The sequence below is a fragment of the Tolumonas osonensis genome (assembly GCF_014202415.1).
Lineage (GTDB): Bacteria > Pseudomonadota > Gammaproteobacteria > Enterobacterales > Aeromonadaceae > Tolumonas > Tolumonas osonensis.
The window spans coordinates 277199-300667 of the sequence record NZ_JACHGR010000005.1; the positions used below are offsets into that span (position 1 = coordinate 277199).

Sequence of the window (23469 nt, forward strand, 5' to 3'; positions counted from 1 at the left end):
TTCGGAGACTCATAGCTCTGGCCCTAACGCAAAGTGTAACCGGAACGGAACCGATTGTTCCGAGACCCCAAATGCCAGATCAAACCGTAACTGTCCGACCGGTGTTAACCAGCGACCGCCGATACCCGTGCCGATTTTCCATGGATCCTGATAATCGTTGGTTGCCGTTCCGACATCGACAAAAGTGGCAATCCGCCATTTCGGCGCAATCTGATAGTTATATTCCAGGCTTCCGGCGGTCGTATTCAGCGCTCCCGAAAGTTGCCCCGATGAATCGATCGGAGAAATCGTTTCATAGCCGAATCCGCGAACCGTTTGATCCCCCCCGGTGAAGAAACGTTGTGACGCCGGAATCTCGCTCAGATTTCCCCAGAGTAATGCCCCCTGCTCCGCCCGGAAGATAAAACGGTGGTTACTGGCATAAGTTCGCAGCCATTTGGTCCGACCCCAAACTTTTACAAACCGGGTATCGGATGCCCAGAGCGGATCCGAAAACATGACGGAGACTGTCTGCAGATCACCCCAGTACGGGTCAATACCACCTTTACTGCGGACCCGGGTAATTGATGCGCCCGGCATGAACAGCAGGCTATTTCCGCTGTCTTCACCCTGTTCATATTTTTCGTACGCCGTTTTAAAGAAATAATCCCGTTGCCATTGCCCCATCAGCGTCGTCCAGTAATGCAGGCCCGTTTCGATTTTCTGTGATCGGGTATCATCCTGCGCCACATTTTCATAGGTTGTCTGCACCTGATAATAATCATCGATGGGATTTTTATTCGGAATACGATAGCTGAAATCCACCGTTTGAGTGGTTTGAGCAATTTTTATCTGCGAGGAGAAACGGTGCCCGTAATCATTTACCCAGGGACGCTCCCAGTTCCATTGCACACGCGGACCTTCATCGGTCGAAAACCCCAGACCGGTTTCCATCTGATTCGGCTTTTTCTTTTCCAGATGCACCGTCACCGGGATCCGGTAGTCCTCAGCCTGGCTGATCTGCGGATGAACATCCACCACCTGAAAATAGCGCGTCTGGGATAGTGACTGACTCAGCTCGGCCAGCTTGCGCGTATCGTAGGCATCACCTTGTTTGAAACGAAGCAGCGGCTGGATCAGTTTTGTCTGCGGAATACCATCAATGTTAATTGCGCCAAAACGGTAACGATGGCCGCTATTGAAGACAATATGGATATCCGCAACTTCATCTCGCGGATACACCTGCACATCAGAGCGAACAATTTTAGCGTCAAAATAACCATGAGTTGCCGCCAGTGTCTTCAGACGCCGTTTGATATTTTCATATTTGCCATGATGTAAAACGGCACCTGTTTCCAGATCCAGTGAAGAGAGAATTTTGAGGAAATCGGCATCCTTTTGCGCATCGTCATGGAGCTCAACCTGGATTTGACGGACTTTTACCGGTTTACCGGGCTCGATCTCAACCTGAAGGGTGTGTGACTTTTCAGCCGGATATTTAAAATTAATTTTCGGAGAGTAATACCCAACAGCCTGCAGAGACTTACGGATCGCTTCTGTGATCTTCTTTTCTCGGCCTTCAACCCGCTGGCTGTCGATCGCCGGCAATGCAGCAAGATAATATTCTACATTATCCAGTAATTCACCTTTCACACCGCGAACATCATAAGTGACCGGCGCTGCGCAAACAGGAGAAATCCCGGCCATAACAAGGCAGCCTGCGATCAGGTAATTTCGGTATTTTTTATACTTCAACGAATCCCCGCTCATTCTTTCGATACCAGAATGCCAGATTTGTTAATACGTTGTGACATCTTAAATCCTATCACAGCTATGCTTCAGCTGAGTCAGAAAAATGCCTTTGTTTCGATTCTATGACTTGGTTTTTTGAAAAATTGGGATTAACCTAGCAGAGCATATTCTCAGGGCGGGGTGAAAGTCCCCACCGGCGGTAAACAGTCTGAAGAGGTCTTCAACTGAAAGCCCGCGAGCGGTTGATGCGTCATGAAGCGCATTAATGTCAGCAGATCCGGTGTAATTCCGGAGCCGACGGTTATAGTCCGGATGGAAGAGGATACAACAAGCCTCCGCGTTCAGCGGGGGCTGTGTTATTCCATGCCCTGATTCTGGTAACTAAATAAACAGGAGTTTTACCATGAATCAGTCTTTACTGACCCCTTTTGGCAATCCCTTTCAACGCGTCGAACGTGCACTGACCGCTTTGCAGCAAGGTCAGGGCGTCTTGGTTGTTGATGATGAAGATCGTGAAAACGAAGGCGATCTGATTTTTTCGGCAGAAAACATGACATCACAACAAATGGCACTGATGATCCGGGAATGTTCCGGTATTGTTTGTCTTTGTCTGACCGAAGAACGCATCCGTCAATTAGCGCTGCCGATGATGGTAGAACACAATACCAGCGCCAATCAGACCGGGTTCACCGTGACTATCGAAGCAGCGCGTGGGGTATCGACCGGGGTATCAGCACAGGACCGTATCACCACTATCCGCACAGCAATCGCCGATGGCGCCGTCGCGTCTGATCTGAATCGTCCGGGACATGTGTTCCCGCTGCGTGCCCGGGCCGGCGGCGTGTTAACCCGCCGCGGCCATACAGAAGCCACCATCGATCTGATGAAGCTGGCAGGCTTAAAACCTTACGGCGTGCTGTGTGAAGTGCAGAACGAAGATGGCTCCATGGCTCGTCTGCCTGAAATTGTCGAGTTTGCCAATAAGCACGCTATGCCGGTGCTGTGCATTGAAGATCTGGTTGCTTACCTGACCGAGAACGCTAAAGCAGCGGGCTGAGTTTACAAGGCATCAGAAACAGAAAGGCCACTGAAATTCAGTGGCCTTTTTAGTATCCGGTTCAGGATTAACGCATTTCACGCAGCGCCTGAATACGTTTCTCCAGCGGCGGATGACTCATGAACAGCTCGGTCATGGATGACTTACCATTAATACCGAACGCCATCATGGTGCCGTCCAGCTGAGAATCCTGACTACGGGCCAGACGCTCCAGCGCAGCAATCATTTTCTCTTTGCCGACTAACTGGGCAGAGCCTGCATCCGCGCGGAATTCACGCTGACGCGAGAACCACATCACGATCATGGATGCCAGAATACCGAAGACCAGTTCAAACACCATGGAGATAGCAAAGTAGGCAATACCACCGCTTGCTGAACTCTCTTCATCATCGGAACGCAGGAAATTCGAAACAATACCTGCCAGCACACGGGAGATATAGATAACAAAGGTATTCACTACACCCTGAATCAGGGTCAGCGTCACCATATCACCGTTTGCCACATGGCTGACTTCATGCGCCAGCACCGCTTCGGCCTCATCACGGCTCATGTTGTAAAGCAGACCGGTACTTACCGCAACCAGCGCCTGATTACGATTAGCGCCGGTGGCAAACGCATTCATGTCCGGTGAATCATAAATACCGACTTCCGGCATACCGATGCCAGCCTGCTGAGCCTGACGCTGAACCGTGTTGAATAACCAGTATTCGACCTCTGATCGCGGTTGTTCAATAATCTGAACACCATATGAACGTTTTGCCATCCATTTGGACATCAGCAGAGAAATAATAGAACCACCGAAACCAAACACCGCGGCCATCAGCAACAGACCGCCTGAACCCCGGGTACTGATTCCGAAGAAACTACTTAATACACTCAGTACAATCGACAGGACCAGCATGACAGCCAGGTTTGTCGCAAGAAACAGCAACACGCGTTTCATTTCAGCTCCTTTAAACGTGCTCTAATGTGCAAGCGCACACACCATGATCATAGGGGTGCAAACAGGAAATTCAAGTAAATGAAATGTAAGAAATACAATCGATGGAATTCGGGATAACCGAAGCATTTTAATAAATACCTCGGTTATCCGGGAAGATTACAGCAACGCGGAAATATCCAGATATTTACCCAGATCATGCTCATCCGGTTTGCTGATATGAGGTATCTCACCCATAAACGGCGCTGGCAGCAGACTTTTCAGGGTTTCCAGATTCTGCTGATAATGATTCATGGACGGGCTGATCCGGTTCATGCACCATCCGGCCAGAGGCAACATATCATGATGAATGGCCTCATAGGTTAATACGGAATGGTTGATGCAACCTAAACGCGCGCCTACAACCATGATCACCGGCATATTCTCGTATTTGACCCAATCGGAAAGGAAGTGACCATTTCCGATAGGCACTCGCCAGCCACCAGCGCCTTCAACAAAAATGATATCAGCCCCGGTGCTTTTCTTCAGACGGGATAACCCTTCCGATAACACGTCCAGTTTAATCGTGACACCGGATTCTTCCGCCGCGATATGCGGTGACGAGAAGGCATCAAAAGAATAAGCAACAACCTGTTCGTATTGTAACGGCAAGGCGCTGTGCTTTTGTAACAACAGAACATCCTGATTACAGGGTTTGTTTTCTATCATTTCACACCCGGCAGCAACCGGCTTGTAAGCCACCGCCTTTAACCCTTTGGCTGCCGCTGCCTGCAACAAAGCCACCGTACAGGTTGTTTTTCCTGCATCCGTATCCGTACCAGTAACGAAATAGGTTTTGCTCATCGATGTAGAACTCCGTAGCACACGTTATAGGTGACCGGGAGCAATCCCGTGGGTAACCGGTATCGTTCATACGCCTGTTGCAGGCGAAACAGCTTTTGCCGGGTTAACAACCCCTGACACCGCTCGCCGTTAACCTGACTTGCACCAATCCGCTTCAGACTCTGCAGAATGGCACTCACATCAGCGTAATGCATGACATGACGGCGAATTTGCCAGGTTTTACATTGCAAACCTGCACTCTGTAATACCGAACGAAGTTCCGGTACAGCCATGAACTGATTGATATGTTCATGCTCATCCACAGCTGTCCATGCTTCCCGTAGCTCAAATAAACTGCCTTCGCTAAGCGTAGCAAAAAGCGCGTAACCCTGTGACGTCAATACTCTTTTTATTTCCCGGAATGCCTGAACCGGGTCATGACACCACTGTAGTGCCAGGCTGGTAAACACCAGATCCTGCGATTCACTGCTCAGCGGTAATGCTTCCGCATCACCACACACATACCCCTGTGCTTTCTCGCGCAAGGCAGCTTGTTTCAGCATGCCAGTGGAAATATCCAGCGCCAGCAAATAGCTGCACCATTGTTGCAGATCAGGCAGAAAAAAGCCGGAGCCACATCCCAGATCGAGACCATGCCCATATTTTTCATCCGGGATAAGACTCAACAGGTTACGCCCAACCTCTTTCTGTAACAACGCATATTGATCATACGACTGCGCCGCTTTACCAAAGCGCGAGGCTAATGCCTGTTTATCTACCGGCTCATGCATTTGTCGTACACTCTTTTAACTCTTTGAGCAATAAAGAAATATCAGCCTGTTGATGAGCGGCTGTCAGTGTAATACGCAATCGGGCTGATCCCTTGGGCACGGTTGGCGGACGAATAGCTGAAACCCAGAGCCCTCTGCTCCGTAACCGGTTTGCGGTATTCACCGCCTGCTCAGCATCACCAATAATCACCGGCTGAATCGCGGTTTCTGATTCCGGCACATTCAACCCCAGTTCTGCAGCTTCGGCGCGGAATTCTCTGATTAAAGACTGCAGATACGCCCGTTCGGAGTCTGCCTGCTTCACCCACTCGATAGCGGAACTGGTTGCATACGCCTGTGCCGGTGGCATATGAGTGCTGTAAACATAATCCCGGGCAAAGTTAACCAGATAGTCAATGAGTTTCCGGCTACCGCCGACAAAGGCACCAGCCGTACCGAGCGCCTTGCCAAAGGTTGCCATGCGGATGTGCACACGATCCGGTGGTACATGCTGATGAGACAACGTTCCCCGTCCCTCTGCACCCAGCACACCCAGCCCGTGCGCATCATCGATCATCAACCAGTTTCCGCTTTGCGCCGCAAGATCGGCTAATTGCCGGCACGGTGCCTGATCGCCATCCATGCTGAACACACCTTCACTGATGATCAGTCCGGACTGCGGTTGCAGCAGTGAGGCCAGATGAGCCATATCGTTATGACGAAAACGCAGCATTTTCGCTGGCGAATGCGCACCGGCTTCCTGCAGCGAAGCATGATTAAGCCGGTCCTGATACTGGATATGATCTTTCTGCAGCAATGCCTTAATTACTGCCTGATTGGCCGCGAAGCCGGTAGAAAACAGCAAAACCGCTTCGACCCCCAGCCACTCCGCCAGAGTCTGTTCTAAATCTGCATGCGCCTGCGTATAGCCGGTTACCAGCGGTGAAGCACCGGAACCTGCGCCCCAGCGATCCAGCCCTTCCTGCCAGGCTTTGGCTAGGAAAGGCTGCGAGGCTAATCCCAGATAATCATTGCTGGAGAAATTCAGATAGGACTGATCGTGAAGTCTGATGAAACGACTTTGCCCTGATTGCAGGATCTGACGCTGACGAAGCAGGCCCTCCCGGGCCCGCTCATCCAGTGCCGTTTTTAAATCAAACGGCATTAGCGGGTGTCCGTGGTTTACTCGCATCGTAAAACAAGGCACCTTCCGCCTGATCAGCAATCGCTTCCAACAGGGTATGTTCTTCCACCATATCCGGTTTCTGTGCACGCGCTTCCGGTTTCAGGCCTAAACGGGCAAACAGTTGCATATCTTCGTTGGCATCGGCATTCGGCGTGGTCAGCAATTTGCAGCCATAGAAAATCGAGTTGGCACCCGCCATGAAGCAGAGCGCCTGCATCTGATCGTTCATCTTTTCACGGCCGGCAGACAAGCGGACATGCGATTTTGGCATCAGAATACGGGCAACCGCGATAGTGCGGATAAAATCGAACGGATCGAGCTCGTCCTGATTTTCCAGCGGTGTGCCCTTCACTTTCACCAGCATATTGATCGGTACGCTTTCCGGCTGTACCGGCAGGTTCGCCAGTTGCACCAGCAGTCCGGCACGATCCTGCACCTGCTCGCCCATGCCGACGATACCGCCGGAGCAAATCTTCATGCCGGCATCACGCACATGCTGCAAGGTTTCCAGACGATCCTGATAGGTACGGGTGGTAATAATGGCGTTATAGAATTCCGGGGAGGTATCGAGGTTGTGGTTGTAATAATCCAGACCAGCTTCGGCTAGCTGTTTCGCCTGCTCTTCGGTCAGCATACCCAGTGTCATGCAGGTTTCCATGCCCAGATTTTTGACTTCCTGGATCATGCGAATGATATACGGCATGTCGCGGTCACGCGGGTTACGCCAGGCGGCACCCATACAGAAACGGGAGGAACCGGCATCTTTGGCTTCTTTCGCCCGTTGTAGCACTTTTTCTACTTCCAGCAACGTCTCTTTTTCCAGACCGGTGTTATAGCGCGCGCTTTGCGGACAGTATTTACAGTCTTCCGGGCAGGCGCCGGTTTTGATCGATAACAGCGTGCTCACCTGCACTTCATTCGGGTTGAAATGCTGACGGTGAACGGTTTGCGCCTGAAACAGCAGATCATTGAACGGTAATGCAAACAGTGCTTCTACTTCGTTGACTGTCCAGTTATGACGAATATTGGCTGACATTGTTATCGGTACTCTGCGACGGAAATAATTTGGATAGTCTATGTCTGGCCGGTAAACTGTCAATCAAAAATGAAATCTGATATTTACATCAGGACAAATAATGAACAATCAGCAATTTGATAGCCAGCATATCTGGCACCCTTATACTTCTCTGACAAAACCACTGCCGGTCTATCCGGTGAAACGCGCCGAGGGTGTTTATCTCGAACTGGAGGATGGTCGCCGCCTGATCGATGGCATGTCGTCCTGGTGGGCCTGCATTCACGGCTACAACGTACCGGAACTGAACAACGCGATTCAGCGCCAGCTACAGGATATGGCGCATGTCATGTTTGGCGGCATCACTCACCAGCCCGCCATTGATTTGTGCCATAAGCTGGTTGAATTGACGCCGGATGGTCTGGATCGTGTCTTTCTGGCTGATTCCGGATCTGTCGCAGTGGAAGTGTCACTGAAAATGGCCATCCAGTACTGGCACAGTAAAGGCACACCACGGCATCGTTTTCTGACTATCCGCAACGGTTATCATGGCGATACCTTTGGTGCGATGAGTGTCTGTGATCCGCAGGGCGGTATGCACGAACTCTATACCGGCTTTTTGCCAGAACACCTGTTTGCCAACGCGCCTCAGTGCAAACCAGATGAGGAATGGCAGGAAGACGATATCGCTGATTTCGCCGTAATGCTGGCTGAACATCAGCACGAGATTGCCGCCGTTATTCTGGAACCGATTGTTCAGGGTGCCGGTGGTATGCGCTTTTATCACCCGCAATATCTGCGCCGGGTAAGAGAGTTATGCGATGACTACCAGATCCTGCTGATTGTCGACGAAATCGCGACTGGCTTCGGCCGTACCGGTAAACTGTTTGCCTGTGAATGGGCCGGTATTACGCCGGATATCATGTGTCTGGGTAAAGCGCTGACCGGTGGCTACATGACGCTTTCAGCGACACTCACCACTGAAAAAGTCGCAACGACCATTTGTAACGGCAAGGCGGGTGTACTGATGCACGGCCCGACGTTCATGGGGAATCCGCTGGCCTGCGCCGTCGCCAACGCCTCGCTGGATCTGTTAGTGAATTCGCCCTGGCAGCAACGCGTCTGTCAGATAGAAAAACAGCTGCATGAAGAGCTGGCTATTTACCGGGATCATCCTGCTGTCGCAGATGTCCGGGTGTTGGGCGCCATTGGCGTGGTGGAAACCAGGAACCCCGTCAATATGGCAGAACTGCAGGCTATTTTCGTAGAACAAGGCGTCTGGATCCGCCCGTTCGGGCGACTGATCTACATCATGCCGCCTTTTGTTATGCCATCTGACGAATTAAGGCAGCTCACACACGCAATCGGCATCGGGCTCAATACCATGATCTGAATAAATAAAAGGATGCTCTGCTGATAACGATGCTTCCTTGATCTCCTCCCATTCCTGAATGGTACGCTGCAACCACTGTGCAAACGCCTGATAACGCGGGCGTTGAACATGTTCGCGGGAGCAAAAAAGCTGATAGCCCATGCCGGACGGAATTTTATAATCCACCGGCACAACCAGTTCACCTCGTAATACTGCCGGCATCGCCAGGAACCAACGCCCCATAGCCAGTCCCATGCCATGTTTGGCTGCTTCCAACGCCATGGCGTGCTGATTAAACACATATTTCCGGTTGGTATGCGGTAACACCACCCCGGTTGCCTGGCTCCAGTGCTGCCATTCATACCCAAACTCAAACTGTTCCAGCGATTCAGTACAATGTAGCAACGAGCATTTTCTGAAGTCCGTCTTGTCTTCGCTCAGCAACCCGTGGCTGGCCGCATATTCCGGGCTACAGACCGGTACCAGCCACTCCTCCAGTAACGGCCAGGAATGCAGATGCGGCAGACTGGCATTGCCATAATAAACGGCCATATCCACCGGCTCGGTTTCAAAATTCGGCAAACCATGCTGACCGTAAAACAACAGATCCAGCGAGCGGTACATGGTTTTAAAACTGGTAAGCCGGGGCATTAACCATAACTGACCAAACGCAGACGGCAAACCAATACAGAGCATGCCTCTGAGCTCGTTAAACCGGATATCTTCAATCACTTCATTGATCTGCTGCAATGAGCTGGTTAATGCCTGCAGCAACTGTTCTCCCTCCGGGGTCAGTACCAGTTTGCGCGTCAGCCGGATAAACAGCTTGAATTTCAGCAACTCCTCCAGACGACGGATCCGCTGACTAATGGCCCCCTGCGTCAGAAACAGTTCTTCCGCCGCCTTGGTGAAGCTCAGGTGCCGGGCTGACACCTCAAAGGTATGCAACAGCGCCAGCATGCTCTGTTCTACTAACATGGTTTTCTCTCCTACCTATACATTAATCATATTAATCCATAGTGTGATTTATTTCGCTTTTAGATTAGATGAAACCGGTTACACTTTTTTCATAGACACAAACAAAGGACAACGAAGTCATGAAAAAAGATCTGAAAATTGCCATTATCGGTGCTGGTTCCAGCTATACCCCTGAACTGATTGATGGCTTAATTGCCCGCAGCAGCCAGCTGCCAATCACTGAAGTGCGCCTGGTCGATATTGATGAAGGCTGGCATAAAGCAGAAATCATTCTTTCCCTGACCCGTCGCATGTTTGAACATGCCGGTCTGCCGGTAAAAGTCATCCTGACACAGGATCGTAAAGAAGCACTGACCGATGTCGATTTCGTCTGCTCTCAGTTCCGCGTAGGCTGTCTGGATGCCCGTATCCGTGATGAACGCATCTCCCTGAAATATGGCATGTTAGGTCAGGAAACCAACGGTCTGGGTGGTTTTGCCAAAGCACAACGTTCTATTCCGGCAACCCTGGATATCTGCCGCGATATCGAAAAATACAGCCCGAACGCCTGGTTACTGAACTTCACCAACCCGTCAGGCATGGTTACTGAAGCGGTCCTGCGTCATACCAAAGTTAAAACTGTGGGCCTGTGCAACGTACCCGTACTGATGCAAAAAGGCATGGCTCAGGTACTGAATGCCGAAGAACAAGATGTTTTCGTCCAGGTTGCAGGTCTTAACCACTTTATCTTTGCCCGTCAGGTGAATTATCAGGGCGAAGACAAGATGGATTATGCGCTGGAAGAGTTCCTGAATGACAACCAGGCCTTCAATCCGAAAAACATTCCGTCACTGAAATGGCCACGTAAATTGCTGGCAAACCGCCATCAGATCCCATGTCCGTACCTGCGTTATTACTTCAGCTCTGATGACACCTACCAGAAATCTGTCCATGAAGCAGAAACTGAAGGTACCCGTGGTGAAGTGGTAAAAGCACTGGAAGAAAAACTGTTCGAGATCTACAGCAATCCGGATCTGTACGTTAAACCAAAAGAGCTGGAAGGCCGCGGTGGTCAGTACTATTCCGATGCAGCCTGTGATCTGATGAGTGCCATCTATAACGACAAGCGTACTCTGATGCACGTTAACACCCGCAATAATGGCACCATTGCCGGTCTGCCGGATGATTGCGCAGTGGAAGTCACATCAGTGATCACCAAGTCAGGCCCGATGCCTCTGAACGTTGCGCCATTTGACCCGGACACACTGGCCATGCTGCAACTGATGAAAACGTTTGAACGCTTTACCATTGATGCAGCGGTAAACGGCGATTATCAGAGTGCACTGCGTGCCCTGACGCTGAACCCGCTGGTTAAAAATGGCAAAGTACTGGAAGCAGCACTGGATGAAACTATCCGTGAAAACATCCAGTATATGCCTCAGTTCCAGGCTTACTACGAAGCCAACCTGAAATAAGTTACAAAGGACGGCGCAATGCCGTCCTCCCGGTAGTTCTCTAAAGTGTACCCGTGTGTGTCAAAACGCAGGATGCGTTTTTTCCGGGAGTGTTAACTCCCGGTTTTCTTATTTGCAAATCCGAATTAAATATCGAACAGAAAAGTACGCTCTGTTAGACTAAACCCGTTTCAGGCAACGAGATTCTGTAATGCGTATTTCCATTACCGGAAAAATCTGTTTCATTCTGCTGATCATCTTCTCTCTGGTCTTAATCAGTACCACGCTGTATCAGGCTTTCCGTGAACGAGAGCTGGTTCTTAAACTGAGTACAGAACATGTCTCATCGCTGCTGCAAAGTCACCGGAATGGTCTGAATCAAATCATTAATGATCATCCTGAACGTGTGGAAGCATTTCAGCAAAACCTGCTCCGACAGGAATATGTCCTGAAAGTAAAATGGATCCAGGATCAAAACAGCGCCGCATCTGCTCCGGCTGATAACAAAAACCTGCCCGCAGATCAGCAGGAAAAAATGGCGTTACAGGGACAACAGCTACAACAAACCATCAGTCACAATGGCCGGACGACTATCGTCGCGCTGATGCCCTACTACAACCCGGAACAGACTGCTCCGAACGCCAAGCCTATTGCGGCAATCCGGCTGGAGTACTCACTGGATAAACAGCTGGATGCCGTGGAACAACACATTCTGATTTCAGCCATCATGCTTTCTGCGATTTTTAGTGGTGTCTTACTGATGACACTGACGATTATCCGTAAACAGATTGTTCTGCCGCTGCAAAAATTGCGGCAGGCAATTGATGATGTCACCGACTTTGATGACATATCCACTCGCCTGCCAATTGTTCAGAATGATGAAATTGATCAGCTGAATGACAGCTTTAATCAGCTGATGGAACGGCTGTCAGTGAAAGTCGGCGAAGGCAGACAGAATATCCCCCAAGCCGAATGGGATGATAACCAAAGACCCCCTCCGCTGAGCTAAAAAACACCGCTCCGGCATAAAAAGACGATTCAGTCATACATTAGCCTTGAGACATTCGCTCACCAAGGTAAGATGAGACATTTTCATATTGGCTAAGCCAAATATAATTATTAAATGGAGAAGTAATTCAGATGACTCACGTTCCCGTAGTTGACGTGCTGCAGGGTAAATACGCCGTTGGCACCACCCTGACAGTAAAAGGCTGGATCCGCACCCGTCGTGATTCCAAAGCTGGTATTTCGTTCCTGGCTATTCATGATGGTTCCTGTTTTGCTCCTGTGCAGGCCGTCGTACCAAATACCCTGTCAAATTACGAAAGCGATGTACTGCGTCTGACCACCTCCTGCTCTGTTGAAGTCACCGGCGTAGTAAAAGCGTCTGAAGGCTCAGGCCAGCAGTTTGAAATTGCTGCTGATGACGTCAAAGTGCTGGGCTTCGTTGAAGATCCGGACACCTACCCGATGGCACCAAAACGCCATTCTGTGGAATATCTGCGTGAACATGCCCACTTGCGTGTTCGTACCAACATGATGGGTGCCGTTACCCGCGTACGTAACTGTATTGCTCAGGCAATTCATCGTTTCTTCCATGATGAAGGCTTTATGTGGATCGCTACCCCGCTGATCACTGCTTCTGACTGTGAAGGTGCTGGTGAAATGTTCCGTGTCTCTACGCTGGACATGGAAAACCTGCCACGTACAGATAAAGGCGCGATTGATTACAACCAGGATTTCTTCGGTAAAGAAGCCTTCCTGACCGTATCCGGTCAGCTGAACCTGGAAACCTACGCCTGTGCCATGTCCAAGGTTTACACCTTTGGTCCGACATTCCGCGCAGAAAACTCCAACACCAGCCGTCATCTGGCCGAGTTCTGGATGGTTGAGCCTGAAGTCGCGTTTGCCGACCTGAACGATAACGCGGCACTGGCAGAAAAACTGCTGAAATATGTTTTCACCGCAGTTCTGAACGAACGTCGTGACGATATGGAATTCTTTGCCGAGCGTGTCGATAAAGACGCCATCACTCGTCTGGAACAGTTCGTCAAAGCCGATTTCGCGCAGGTTGATTACACCGATGCGATCGAAATCCTGAAAAACAGCGGTCGTACCTTTGAATTCCCGGTTGAATGGGGTATCGACATGTCTTCCGAGCACGAACGTTATCTGGCGGAAGAACATTTCAAAGCACCGGTCGTCGTTAAAAACTATCCGAAAGACATCAAGGCGTTCTACATGCGCCTGAACGATGACGGTAAAACCGTTGCCGCGATGGACGTACTGGCTCCAGGCATCGGGGAAATCATCGGCGGTTCACAGCGTGAAGAACGTCTGGACGTACTGGATGCCCGTCTGGCTGAAATGGGCCTGAACAAGGAAGATTACTGGTGGTATCGCGACCTGCGTCGTTACGGCACTGTACCTCACTCCGGTTTCGGTCTGGGCTTTGAACGCCTGGTAGTTTATGTTACCGGTATGGGCAACGTACGTGACGTGATTCCATTCCCACGTACCCCGCGTAACGCAGAATACTAATCACCGTATTCCGGAAAGAATAAAGGCCAGTCATCATGTACTGGCCTTTGTTTTATGTATTGTGGTTACTTTCGCCTGTAATAATCAGCTACCTGATCAGCGATACTTCTGTTCGTGCGCAAGCAACCACTGCTTCATGGCTAGTCCACCACCATAGCCAACCAGACTGCCATTAGCGCCAACCACACGGTGGCAAGGCACGATAATGGCTATCGGATTCCGGTTGTTCGCCATGCCCACAGCACGTACAGCCTTAGGTCGTCCGATTTGTTCGGCTACCGCCTTATAACTGACGGTAGAACCATACGGTATCGTTTGCAGGGCCTGCCAGTCTGCCAGCTGAAACTCCGTACCCTGCATAGCCAGCGGTACAGAAAATTCTTTCCGGCTCCCGGCAAAATACTCCTGCAATTGCTGATGAGCCATCACAAGAACAGGATGAGATGGGCTCTCTATGTTCTCAGCATCATCAGGAACGTAATTCAGATGCAACGATTGCAGACCGGACTCTGTCGCCTGTAAGCGAAAATATCCTACGGGAGACTGAAAAACACTCACTGCAATCGTCATAAATCACCTGTTCCTATCAGAATTTGACTTCTACCGCCGCAGCGACCTGTTTCGCCAGCCCGATTGCTTGCTCAATATTTTCAGCACGAACCAGAGCCACGCCCAGACGACGACGGCCGGCAATTTCCGGCTTACCAAACAGACGCAATTGTGAACCCGGAATTTGTGCCAGCGCGGCGGACAAATTACCATAGCGGATATCCGTTGAGGTGCCTTCGCGCAGAACAACGGCGGAGGCAGAAGATCCGTATTGCGTAATTTTGCCGATCGGCAAACCTAGAATAGCGCGTACATGCAGGGCGAACTCGGACATATCCTGTGAAATCAGAGTCACCATGCCGGTATCATGCGGACGAGGAGAAACTTCACTAAAGTAGACTTCTTCGCCTTTGATGAACAACTCAACACCGAACAGACCATAGCCGCCCAATGCTTTCACCACCTCACGAGCCACATGCTGCGATTTTTCCAGCAATGCATCACTCATCGCCTGAGGCTGCCAGGATTCACGATAATCGCCGTCTTCCTGACGGTGACCAATCGGGGCACAGAAATGAATACCATCAACAGCGCTCACGGTCAACAGTGTGATTTCGTAATCGAAAGGGACAAAACCTTCAACAATGACACGTCCCCGGCCAGCACGTCCGCCTTCCTGAGCGTATTGCCATGCTGCAGCTACCTGTTCGGCTTTGCGCACAACACTCTGACCTTTCCCGGAAGAACTCATGACAGGCTTGATCACACACGGGAAACCAATTTGTTCCACCGCCTGCTGATACTCTGCTTCTGTCTCTGCAAAGAAATAAGGAGAAGTTGGCAACTTCAATGTTTCTGCCGCCAGACGACGAATACCTTCACGATCCATGGTCAGACGGGTTGCTAAAGCTGTTGGTACGACATTGAAACCGTCCTGTTCCAGTTTTTGCAGCGTTTCTGTCGCAATAGCTTCGATTTCCGGAATAATGAAATGCGGTTTTTCCTGCTGCACTAACTGACTCAGCGCTTCTCCATCAAGCATAGAGATCACATGACTACGGTGCGCAACCTGCATTGCCGGAGCATTTGCATAGCGATCGACCGCAATAACTTCCACGCCAAGACGCTGCAACTCGATTGCAACTTCCTTGCCCAGCTCGCCGGAACCCAGCAGCATTGCACGGGTAGCGCCATTGGAATATGGAGTTCCTAGAAAAGACATAATCTCTGTTCCCTGAATGAAATAACGGAAGTTTAGCCTGCCGATCATACAAATATCTGACAGCAGAGCAACCAGAAGCGGAAAAGATAGCACAAAAAGAAAGGGGATGATTTCTCATCCCCTTTGCAGAATTATCAGGACTGGCCTAACCGGACCAGATCGGCGGTGATATTCGCCGCCTCGTGGAGATAACCATCCGGGAATTTTATATCAGTCGGAAGATCATTCAGCGATTTCACTACTGGTTTACCCATCCGGGTCAAACGCTCATTGGCTCGCTGCAGCGCTTTCGCATCCTGCTCGTCACGGGTCTTGATTCGCTCAGCCTCATTGAGAGAAATATACTTCTTGTTTTTCTCTGTCTGATACCATGCGATATCTTCTTCCGCATATTTGAACTCGGGGTCGGTTTTTACCCGCTGCTGATGTAACTCTTTCAGCTTCGGTAATAATGCGGTGAAATCGCCCAGTTTGGTATACTTGGCTGGTTCGATTTTGTCCCATGGCAACGCATTCCGCTCCACGCTTTCACCCGTTTCTGTCGGGTCAACCAGTGGTGGGAAGCCGATATCCGGCTGAACACCCTTATTCTGGGTACTGCCGCCATCAATACGATAGAACTTGGCAATGGTATATTGTACGTGACCTAATTCATTTTCGAAGAAATCATAGATTTTGCCCAAAGCCCGATGCTGCTGCACAGTCCCCTTGCCAAAGCTGTTTTCCCCGATGATCAGCGCACGGCCATAATCATTCATGGCTGCCGCAAAAATCTCTGAAGCTGACGCACTGTAACGATCAATCAATACCGTCATCGGACCATCATAATATGACTTACCATCAGTATCTTCGTTAACAGCCACCCGGCCCATGGTATCGCGGATCTGCACCACCGGCCCCTGTTTCATAAACAGGCCCGTCAGTTCAGTGGCTTCCGTGAGCGCGCCACCGCCATCGTTTCGCAGATCAATCATCAGCCCATCAATTTTCTGTGCGTTGAGCTTGGTCAGCTCTTTTTGCACATCCAGATGCAGATTGACATAGAAACTCGGCACTTCAATGACGCCAATTTTCTTACCGCCGGTCTTGATAACCTGTGATTTGGCGGCGCGATCTTCCAGACGGACTTTATCCCGGGTCAGTTCGATCACCTGAGTCTGATGTGTCGCCCCTTTACCACGCTGGATTTCAAGACGGACCTTGGTGCCTTTCCGGCCCTTGATCAGCTCGACTACATCATCCAGGCGCCAGCCGATAACATCGATGACTTTACCCTTGCCCTGCGCCACGCCGGTGATCCGATCATCCGGACGTAACAACTTGGTTTTATCTGCCGGGCCGCCCGGAATCAGTGAACGCACGACGGTAAAATCGTCATCCGCCTGCAAAACGGCACCAATCCCTTCCAGCGACAGATTCATTTCAGAATTGAACCGCTCTGCATTACGCGGAGAAAGATAGCTGGTATGAGGATCAATAGACCGGGCATACGCATTCATCACCGCCTGGAAAACATCTTCACTTTCATCCTGTTTCAGACGTTTAATCGCGTTGCTGTAACGTTTGGTCAGTAATTCTTTAATTTCTGATGGCTTTTTGCCAGCCAGTTTGAGGTTTAGCTGATCATACTTGACCCGTTGCCGCCAAAGCTCGTTGACCTCGGCTTCATCTTTCGGCCAGGCGCCCTTGCTACGATCAAACTCATATTTGTCTGTCACATCAAATGACATAGGTGTATCAAGCAAAGACAACGCATACGAATAGCGTTCATAGCGACGCTTCGTACTCAGGTTATACATTGCATAAGCATTTTTCAGATCGCCGGTTTGTAACGCATCATCGAACTGATTACGGAACGATTCGAAATTGGCGACATCAGCAGCCAGCAGAACACTACGGTTATAATCCAGCGCCTGGAGATAGAGATCAAAAATACGCTGTGAAATTTGATCATCGAGAACAAAATGCTTGTAGTGACTACGGGTAAATAAAGCGGAAATACGCTTGCTGGCAATTGAATGCTGTTCTTCCTGCGACAACGGCAGCAAAGAACTTTCAGAGATTGGAGGGGGCACCGCATATGCCAGCCCCACACAGAATACGCCAAGTGCAACTGCAGTGCTCTTGAACAAATTTACTCTCAAAATAGCGCTCCTTAAGGAACCAGGTGTTCCGCTTTTACGCGCACCTGCATACCCGAAGATAATTCAACTTGAACATCATCCCGGGTAATTTCTTTGATACTACCTGTAACAGGTGATTTACCAACCATCACTTTGATCTGCTGCCCGGTTTTCAGGGTAGAGAGATCGACAGTCGGTCTTTTCTGTTTAGCAGATTTACCGTTGCTGGTTTTACGGCGGGAAGAGAAAATTTTATCTTTGCTTTCTTTTAATGCACTTTTCGCATGAGTTACATGCTCTTCTGTCAATTCACCAGCCGGATTACCATCCAGATCAACACGCATCACACCCGGACGCAGGCCATGCAGATAACGCCAGCTGGAGGTGTATTGACGCAGTGCTGAACGCAGTACAGTTTTGGAAACTCTCGGGTCGTCAGCCAACCGGGCAGCCAAATCCTGGAAAATACCAATTTTCAGCGGGCGAGCTTCACCTGTAGCTATAAAACAAGCCGGAAACAGTTCTGAAAGATATGCAATCAATTCTTTGCTGTTGTTGATTTTTTCGTTGTTTTCCATTTACGACCTTAAAAAATCTAGATTGTTGTACCAGTAATTCATGTAGCAGACTTTATAAAATATAAGAACGTTATACTGTGCTTATATACTATTTTCAACGCCTGACTGCCTTTCACACATGCATTCTGACGAAAGCAGCGCATGTTTTACACATAATTTTTATCTATCGAAAAACAAGGCAGAAGATTTACTTCTGCCTTGACTCATCAACATATCAATCAGTCGACTCTTTGGTTTCAGCGGCATACTTGATATCCGCTTTCTGTCGCAACTGTTCGATCAGTGCGCCATAAGTCTCTTCTTGTTTCAGCTTGATGACTTGCTGAGACAAGCCTTGTTGTAACGGCGAATCAGCTGATTCCGGCGCAGAAATAACTTTCTCCAGCACCAGAACGGATTGGTTACCCAGTTCGTCGCTATACAAGCCCGCGCTTACCATCTTGTCCGCGGGTTTTGCCAGTCTGAAAACAACCTGAGCCAGAGAAGCCGGAATGTCAGTGCCAAAACGGGCCATTCCTTTTTTCTCCTCGACTTTGGCATTCAGTTTGGTCAGCTGTTCATCAATTGCCTGACCAGCCTTTACTTTTTCCAGTAAGGCGACTGCTTCAGCTCGTGCTTTTTCAGCTGCTTTAGTTGCTTTCAGTTTCGCTACAACCTGATCTTTTACTTCGGTCAGTGGTTTGGCACTGGCAGGTTTATAGTCAATGACATGCAGCATTACCGCCGCTGTATCAGAAACAGCAATGACCTCGGAGTTCGTGTTTTCATCACGCAGATTTTCGGCAAAAGCCTGTTCTCTGATTGCAGGTACATTGATCGCAGCAGGCAGTTGCTGTGCGGTAATGAAATCTGTTTTCTGCAGCGTCAGTTTCAGACTTTCAACAACAGCATCAAGCGAATCCGGGTTTTCAAAACCGATATCGGACAGCTTCTGTTGCTGATCAGCGAACAGCTCTTTTGATTTTTCATCCGAATACTTCTGACGAACAACCTGCAAAGCCTTGTCATATGGCGTGACAATGGCATCCTGCTTATCCAGCAGTTTGATGATGTGATAGCCAAAAGATGACTTAACAACAGCAGATAGCTCGTTTTTCTGATTTAACGCGAATGCCGCCTGTTCAAAAGCAGGATCCATAACGCCTTTTTCAAACCAGTCCAGTTCCCCACCCTGACGGGCAGATAAAGTATCAGCAGATGATTCTTTTGCCAGCTGGGCAAAATCAGCGCCGGATTTCAGCTTGGCCAGTAACTCGTCCGCTTTCTTCTGTGCAGCCTTGTCGTCTTTCTCTGTAATCAGAATATGAGCCACTTTACGTCGTGCCGGCTCAGTAAACTGATCCGCATTCTTCTGATAGTAAGCTTTCAGGTCACTGTCTGTTGGCTGGATAGTCTTTGCCAGTTCAGCTGAATCCAGCAAAACATAGTTCAGTTTTACCTGTTCTGACTGCATGAACTCATTACTATGTTCTTTATAAAATGCCTCTATTTCCTGATCGGTCACAGTAACCTGCTTGCTGAAGGTTTCGACCGGAATAGTGATCATTTTCACATCACGAGTTTGCTGATACAAAGCATCAAGACGTTTAACTTCAGCAGGCAATGCAAACTCGGTGGTCAATACACCATCCAGCCAGTACTGACGGGCCAGATCCTGGCGCATAGAGTTAGCAAATGATTCTGGCGTATATCCTGCCCGGGATAACACAGTCACGAACTTCTGGTTATCAAACTTATTATCCGTCTGGAATTCCGGCATCTGACGAATAATCTCTTTTACCTGCTCATCGCCCAGATGGATACCCGCTTTCTGAGCTTTGCTGTTCAGAATAGACTGGTTAACCAGACGTTCCAGCACTGATTTTTTCAGCTGAGTCAGATACTGCGGATTGTTCAGCAATTGTGCGGCAGCATCACCATACTGAGCCTGCATTCTTGCCCGCTCATTCTGATAGCTTTGTTCCAGTATCTGAGCAGAGATGACATCGTCATCAACGACTGCAGGATCGTTACTGGCCGGACGGTTAATGTAACTACCAACACCTGCCAATGCGAATGACAGAATAATTAACCAAAAAATAATTTTCGCGACACGGCTCTGGGCGCCATCGCGCAATTTATCCATCAGCATGTATCTAATGCTCCTGATGCAGTGGATATAAACACAAAAAGCGCATCAGAGGATGCGCTCTATGGTCGGCAGGAACAAAGAAAAACGTATTCCGGCCGATAAGACTATTAATTGAATTCATCCGGGACAAATTAATTAACAGAGTCCTTCAATGCTTTGCCTGCTTTGAAAGCAGGTTGCTTGCATGCAGCAATTTCAATGGTAGCACCGGTCTGAGGGTTGCGACCTGAGCGTGAGGCACGTTCCCGCACTGCGAAGGTACCAAAACCGACCAGAGAAACCTGATCACCTTCTTTCAGCGCTTCACCTACAGCTTCAATGAAAGCATCCAGAGCGCGACCTGCTGCAGCTTTGGAGATATCCGCGCTTTCGGAAATTTTGTCAACCAACTGTGATTTATTCACTTCTTTCCCCTTATGATTTTTTTGCGGCTGGTTATTCCGTTAGAAAACAGCTCTCGGTTATACAAAAGCCGGTTGCGGTTTGCAACCGGCTTTATATCAGTAATCGTCAGGATTCACGCTTTCGCGTAAAAAACATCTGATTATGCAACACTGACCCGCTCAACAGGGTCCTGCAGTGCCAGCTCAAGAACCTGATCAATCCAGCGAACCGGATAAATCTCAAGGTCTTGTTTTACGTTGTCCGGAATTTCTTCCAGATCTTTAGTGTTCTCAAACGGAATCACCACGCGTTTAATGCCACCGCGGTGAGCAGCCAGCAACTTCTCTTTCAAACCACCAATCGGCAACACTTCGCCGCGTAATGTAATTTCCCCTGTCATGGCAACATCCGCACGAACCGGGTTACCTGTCAGACTGGAAACCAGCGCGGTGCACATGGCGATACCGGCACTCGGACCATCTTTCGGTGTTGCACCTTCCGGTACGTGAACATGAATATCACGTTTTTCGTAGAAGTCAGGATTGATACGTAGGGTTTCTGCCCGGGCCCGGACCACGGTCATGGCCGCCTGAATAGATTCCTGCATGACATCACCCAGTGAACCAGTGAAAGTCAGCTTCCCTTTTCCGGGAACGTTGGTGGCTTCGATTGTCAGCAAATCGCCACCAACCTCTGTCCACGCCAGACCAACAACCTGCCCTACCTGGTTGTGTTCCTCTGCCTTGCCGAAGTCGAAACGTTGAACACCCAGATAATCTTTCAGATTGCCGGCATTCACCGTAACCTGCTTCAGATCCTTGTTCAGCAGTATCGCTTTCACCGCTTTACGACAGATTTTGGATATTTCACGTTCCAGACTACGTACGCCCGCTTCACGGGTGTAATAGCGGATAATATCGATAATGGCAGAGTCATCGACCGTGATTTCATTCGGCTTCAGACCATTACGTTCAATCTGTTTCTGTAACAGATGGCGTTTGGCGATATTCAGTTTTTCATCTTCGGTGTAGCCGGACAGACGAATAACCTCCATACGATCCAGTAACGGACCAGGAATATTCATGGAATTAGACGTTGCCACAAACATCACATCCGACAGGTCATAGTCCACTTCCAGATAATGATCACTGAATGTGTTGTTCTGTTCCGGATCCAGCACTTCCAATAAGGCAGAAGCCGGATCACCGCGCATATCGGAAGACATCTTGTCGATTTCATCCAGCAGGAACAACGGGTTTTTAACCCCGACTTTAGCCATCTTCTGGATCAGCTTGCCCGGCAGCGAACCGATATAGGTCCGACGATGGCCGCGGATTTCAGCTTCATCTCTGACACCACCAAGCGCCATACGGACATATTTACGTCCGGTCGCTTTGGCAATCGATTGGCCCAGACTGGTTTTACCCACCCCCGGCGGTCCAACCAGGCACAGAATCGGCCCTTTCAGCCGGTTAATGCGACTTTGCACCGCCAGATATTCAAGAATACGTTCTTTAACTTTCTCCAGACCATAGTGATCTTCATCCAGCACTTTTTCAGCCAGTTGCAGATTCTTCTTCACTTTGGTGCGGACTTTCCAGGGCACCGCAATCAGCCAGTCGATATAGCTGCGTACTACGGTTGCCTCGGCAGACATTGGCGACATCATTCTCAGTTTAGCCAGTTCAGCAAACGCTTTGTCTCTGGCTTCATCAGTCATACCAGCATCTTCGATTTTTTTATGCAGCGCTTCAAACTCATCAGGTGTGTTTTCATCCAGCTCACCTAACTCTTTCTGAATCGCTTTCATCTGCTCATTCAGATAATACTCGCGCTGACTTTTTTCCATCTGTTTTTTGACGCGGGAGCGGATCCGTTTCTCCACCTGCAACAGGTCGATTTCGGATTCCATCTTCGCCATCAAAAACATCAGCCGTTCTGAAACTTCAGGGATCTCCAGAACCTTCTGTTTGTCTTCCAGTTTCAGCGGCATATGTGCGGCCATGGTGTCAGCCAGGCGCACCGGATCATCGATCGCGGCAATGGAGGTTAATACCTCCGGTGGGATCTTTTTATTCAGTTTGATATAACCTTCAAACTGGCTAACCGCAGAGCGAACCAGGACATCGCTTTCTGCTTCCGGAATATCAACAGACTCCATCGGCAGAACGATACCAACGTAATAGGTTTCTTCGTCCGTCAATTCTTCCAGCAACACACGCTCTGCGCCTTCGACCAGCACTTTTACTGTGCCGTCGGGCAATTTCAGCAGTTGCAGAATGTTAGCAATGGTACCAACAGGATAAAGATCTGACAGCTCGGGATTATCCGTGCCGGCATCTTTCTGTGCCACCAGCAGAATTTTTTTATCCTGTTCCATTGCCACTTCCAGGCAACGGATCGATTTTTCACGGCCGACAAATAACGGGATCACCATGTGGGGATATACCACTACATCCCGGAGCGGCAGAACAGGTAACACTGTCCGATCTGAACGCTGTAAATTCATAGAATTATTCTCTTGGCTTGAGCCTGAAAGCTGAGCATAGAATCAGTATATGGGGCTATTTCTCTGATATTCAATCTCATTTGTGCCAAAAAATAAGAAAGGGGCCGAAGCCCCTTCCTTTTGCTCAC

The 23469-nt window shown here is 49.5% G+C and carries 18 protein-coding genes, 1 pseudogene and 1 riboswitch; of the genes and pseudogenes, 5 read left to right on the forward strand and 14 right to left on the reverse strand.

What is annotated here, in order from left to right; genetic code table 11:
- Positions 1-9: 9 nt before the first annotated feature.
- Complete coding sequence (gene tamA / locus HNR75_RS08940; RefSeq protein WP_246358829.1) at positions 10-1686, reverse strand: autotransporter assembly complex protein TamA; 1677 nt, start codon at positions 1684-1686, stop codon at positions 10-12.
- Between the two features lie 207 nt (positions 1687-1893).
- A riboswitch (FMN riboswitch) is annotated at positions 1894-2059 on the forward strand.
- Positions 2060-2134: 75 nt separating this feature from the next.
- Between tamA and ribB the strand changes: the two genes are divergently transcribed.
- On the forward strand, positions 2135-2788 hold the full coding sequence (ribB, locus tag HNR75_RS08945; RefSeq protein ID WP_188026626.1) for a 3,4-dihydroxy-2-butanone-4-phosphate synthase: 654 nt from the start codon (positions 2135-2137) through the stop codon (positions 2786-2788).
- 67 nt (positions 2789-2855) lie between these two features.
- Here ribB and htpX read toward each other — a convergent pair whose 3' ends face one another.
- From htpX to bioB, 5 genes are all read right to left on the reverse strand, one after another.
- Positions 2856-3731 (reverse strand): protease HtpX, encoded by an 876-nt coding sequence (gene htpX, locus HNR75_RS08950; RefSeq protein WP_188026627.1) that lies wholly within the window; start codon positions 3729-3731, stop codon positions 2856-2858.
- Between the two features lie 156 nt (positions 3732-3887).
- The gene (gene bioD, locus HNR75_RS08955; protein ID WP_188026628.1) at positions 3888-4571 is read right to left on the reverse strand and encodes a dethiobiotin synthase; all 684 of its coding nucleotides are present in this window, start codon (positions 4569-4571) and stop codon (positions 3888-3890) included.
- A complete protein-coding gene (bioC, locus tag HNR75_RS08960; RefSeq protein WP_188026629.1) occupies positions 4568-5341 on the reverse strand; it encodes a malonyl-ACP O-methyltransferase BioC in 774 nt (257 codons plus the stop codon). Before bioC ends, bioD begins: the two co-directional genes overlap by 4 nt.
- Complete coding sequence (gene bioF, locus HNR75_RS08965) at positions 5334-6485, reverse strand: 8-amino-7-oxononanoate synthase (RefSeq protein ID WP_188026630.1); 1152 nt, start codon at positions 6483-6485, stop codon at positions 5334-5336. Before bioF ends, bioC begins: the two co-directional genes overlap by 8 nt.
- Complete coding sequence (bioB, locus tag HNR75_RS08970; protein WP_188026631.1) at positions 6475-7542, reverse strand: biotin synthase BioB; 1068 nt, start codon at positions 7540-7542, stop codon at positions 6475-6477. Before bioB ends, bioF begins: the two co-directional genes overlap by 11 nt.
- A 100-nt stretch (positions 7543-7642) precedes the next feature.
- Between bioB and bioA the strand changes: the two genes are divergently transcribed.
- Complete coding sequence (gene bioA / locus HNR75_RS08975; RefSeq protein ID WP_188026632.1) at positions 7643-8914, forward strand: adenosylmethionine--8-amino-7-oxononanoate transaminase; 1272 nt, start codon at positions 7643-7645, stop codon at positions 8912-8914.
- Here the strand turns inward: bioA and HNR75_RS08980 are convergent.
- Entirely contained in the window at positions 8864-9871 is a 1008-nt protein-coding gene (locus HNR75_RS08980) for a LysR substrate-binding domain-containing protein (RefSeq protein ID WP_188026633.1), read from the reverse strand. The genes bioA and HNR75_RS08980 overlap by 51 nt on opposite strands.
- Before the next feature lie 119 nt (positions 9872-9990).
- Between HNR75_RS08980 and HNR75_RS08985 the strand changes: the two genes are divergently transcribed.
- The 3 genes from HNR75_RS08985 (at position 9991) to asnS (ending at position 13845) form a co-directional block, all read left to right on the forward strand.
- Positions 9991-11325, forward strand: a complete 1335-nt coding sequence (locus HNR75_RS08985; RefSeq protein ID WP_188026634.1) for a 6-phospho-beta-glucosidase — start codon at positions 9991-9993, stop codon at positions 11323-11325.
- A 190-nt stretch (positions 11326-11515) separates the two neighbouring features.
- Complete coding sequence (locus HNR75_RS08990; protein ID WP_188026635.1) at positions 11516-12313, forward strand: HAMP domain-containing protein; 798 nt, start codon at positions 11516-11518, stop codon at positions 12311-12313.
- A gap of 131 nt (positions 12314-12444) precedes the next feature.
- Positions 12445-13845: an asparagine--tRNA ligase gene (gene asnS, locus HNR75_RS08995; RefSeq protein ID WP_188026636.1), complete on the forward strand. Its 1401-nt coding sequence runs from the start codon at positions 12445-12447 to the stop codon at positions 13843-13845.
- 96 nt (positions 13846-13941) lie between these two features.
- Here asnS and HNR75_RS09000 read toward each other — a convergent pair whose 3' ends face one another.
- From HNR75_RS09000 to lon, 7 genes and pseudogenes are all read right to left on the reverse strand, one after another.
- Complete coding sequence (locus tag HNR75_RS09000; protein WP_188026637.1) at positions 13942-14415, reverse strand: methylated-DNA--[protein]-cysteine S-methyltransferase; 474 nt, start codon at positions 14413-14415, stop codon at positions 13942-13944.
- 16 nt (positions 14416-14431) lie between these two features.
- A complete protein-coding gene (gene purT, locus HNR75_RS09005; protein ID WP_188026638.1) occupies positions 14432-15616 on the reverse strand; it encodes a formate-dependent phosphoribosylglycinamide formyltransferase in 1185 nt (394 codons plus the stop codon).
- 134 nt (positions 15617-15750) lie between these two features.
- A complete protein-coding gene (gene prc / locus HNR75_RS09010) occupies positions 15751-17760 on the reverse strand; it encodes a carboxy terminal-processing peptidase (RefSeq protein WP_188026639.1) in 2010 nt (669 codons plus the stop codon).
- Positions 17761-17771: 11 nt separating this feature from the next.
- Entirely contained in the window at positions 17772-18317 is a 546-nt protein-coding gene (proQ, locus tag HNR75_RS09015; protein ID WP_188026640.1) for an RNA chaperone ProQ, read from the reverse strand.
- A gap of 214 nt (positions 18318-18531) precedes the next feature.
- Positions 18532-20448 carry a SurA N-terminal domain-containing protein gene (locus tag HNR75_RS09020; protein ID WP_188026641.1) on the reverse strand — a complete coding sequence of 639 codons (1917 nt, stop codon included), beginning with the start codon at positions 20446-20448 and terminating at the stop codon, positions 18532-18534.
- Positions 20449-20579: 131 nt separating this feature from the next.
- A pseudogene (locus HNR75_RS09025) lies at positions 20580-20855 on the reverse strand (HU family DNA-binding protein); the annotation flags it as partial.
- Positions 20856-20992: 137 nt separating this feature from the next.
- Positions 20993-23341, reverse strand: a complete 2349-nt coding sequence (gene lon / locus HNR75_RS09030) for an endopeptidase La (protein WP_188026643.1) — start codon at positions 23339-23341, stop codon at positions 20993-20995.
- Positions 23342-23469: the final 128 nt, after the last annotated feature.

What these genes read in the sequence shown, in the direction of transcription:
- proQ (WP_188026640.1), bottom strand. Translation starts at nt 18,317, where the DNA reads ATGGAAAACAACGAAAAAATCAACAACAGCAAAGAATTGATTGCATAT.
- bioC (WP_188026629.1), bottom strand. Translation starts at nt 5,341, where the DNA reads ATGCATGAGCCGGTAGATAAACAGGCATTAGCCTCGCGCTTTGGTAAA.
- bioA (WP_188026632.1), top strand. Translation starts at nt 7,643, where the DNA reads ATGAACAATCAGCAATTTGATAGCCAGCATATCTGGCACCCTTATACT.
- lon (WP_188026643.1), bottom strand. Translation starts at nt 23,341, where the DNA reads ATGAATTTACAGCGTTCAGATCGGACAGTGTTACCTGTTCTGCCGCTC.
- HNR75_RS08990 (WP_188026635.1), top strand. Translation starts at nt 11,516, where the DNA reads ATGCGTATTTCCATTACCGGAAAAATCTGTTTCATTCTGCTGATCATC.
- bioB (WP_188026631.1), bottom strand. Translation starts at nt 7,542, where the DNA reads ATGTCAGCCAATATTCGTCATAACTGGACAGTCAACGAAGTAGAAGCA.
- ribB (WP_188026626.1), top strand. Translation starts at nt 2,135, where the DNA reads ATGAATCAGTCTTTACTGACCCCTTTTGGCAATCCCTTTCAACGCGTC.
- bioD (WP_188026628.1), bottom strand. Translation starts at nt 4,571, where the DNA reads ATGAGCAAAACCTATTTCGTTACTGGTACGGATACGGATGCAGGAAAA.
- bioF (WP_188026630.1), bottom strand. Translation starts at nt 6,485, where the DNA reads ATGCCGTTTGATTTAAAAACGGCACTGGATGAGCGGGCCCGGGAGGGC.
- HNR75_RS08980 (WP_188026633.1), bottom strand. Translation starts at nt 9,871, where the DNA reads ATGTTAGTAGAACAGAGCATGCTGGCGCTGTTGCATACCTTTGAGGTG.
- HNR75_RS09000 (WP_188026637.1), bottom strand. Translation starts at nt 14,415, where the DNA reads ATGACGATTGCAGTGAGTGTTTTTCAGTCTCCCGTAGGATATTTTCGC.
- tamA (WP_246358829.1), bottom strand. Translation starts at nt 1,686, where the DNA reads ATGGCCGGGATTTCTCCTGTTTGCGCAGCGCCGGTCACTTATGATGTT.
- htpX (WP_188026627.1), bottom strand. Translation starts at nt 3,731, where the DNA reads ATGAAACGCGTGTTGCTGTTTCTTGCGACAAACCTGGCTGTCATGCTG.
- asnS (WP_188026636.1), top strand. Translation starts at nt 12,445, where the DNA reads ATGACTCACGTTCCCGTAGTTGACGTGCTGCAGGGTAAATACGCCGTT.
- HNR75_RS09020 (WP_188026641.1), bottom strand. Translation starts at nt 20,448, where the DNA reads ATGCTGATGGATAAATTGCGCGATGGCGCCCAGAGCCGTGTCGCGAAA.
- HNR75_RS08985 (WP_188026634.1), top strand. Translation starts at nt 9,991, where the DNA reads ATGAAAAAAGATCTGAAAATTGCCATTATCGGTGCTGGTTCCAGCTAT.
- purT (WP_188026638.1), bottom strand. Translation starts at nt 15,616, where the DNA reads ATGTCTTTTCTAGGAACTCCATATTCCAATGGCGCTACCCGTGCAATG.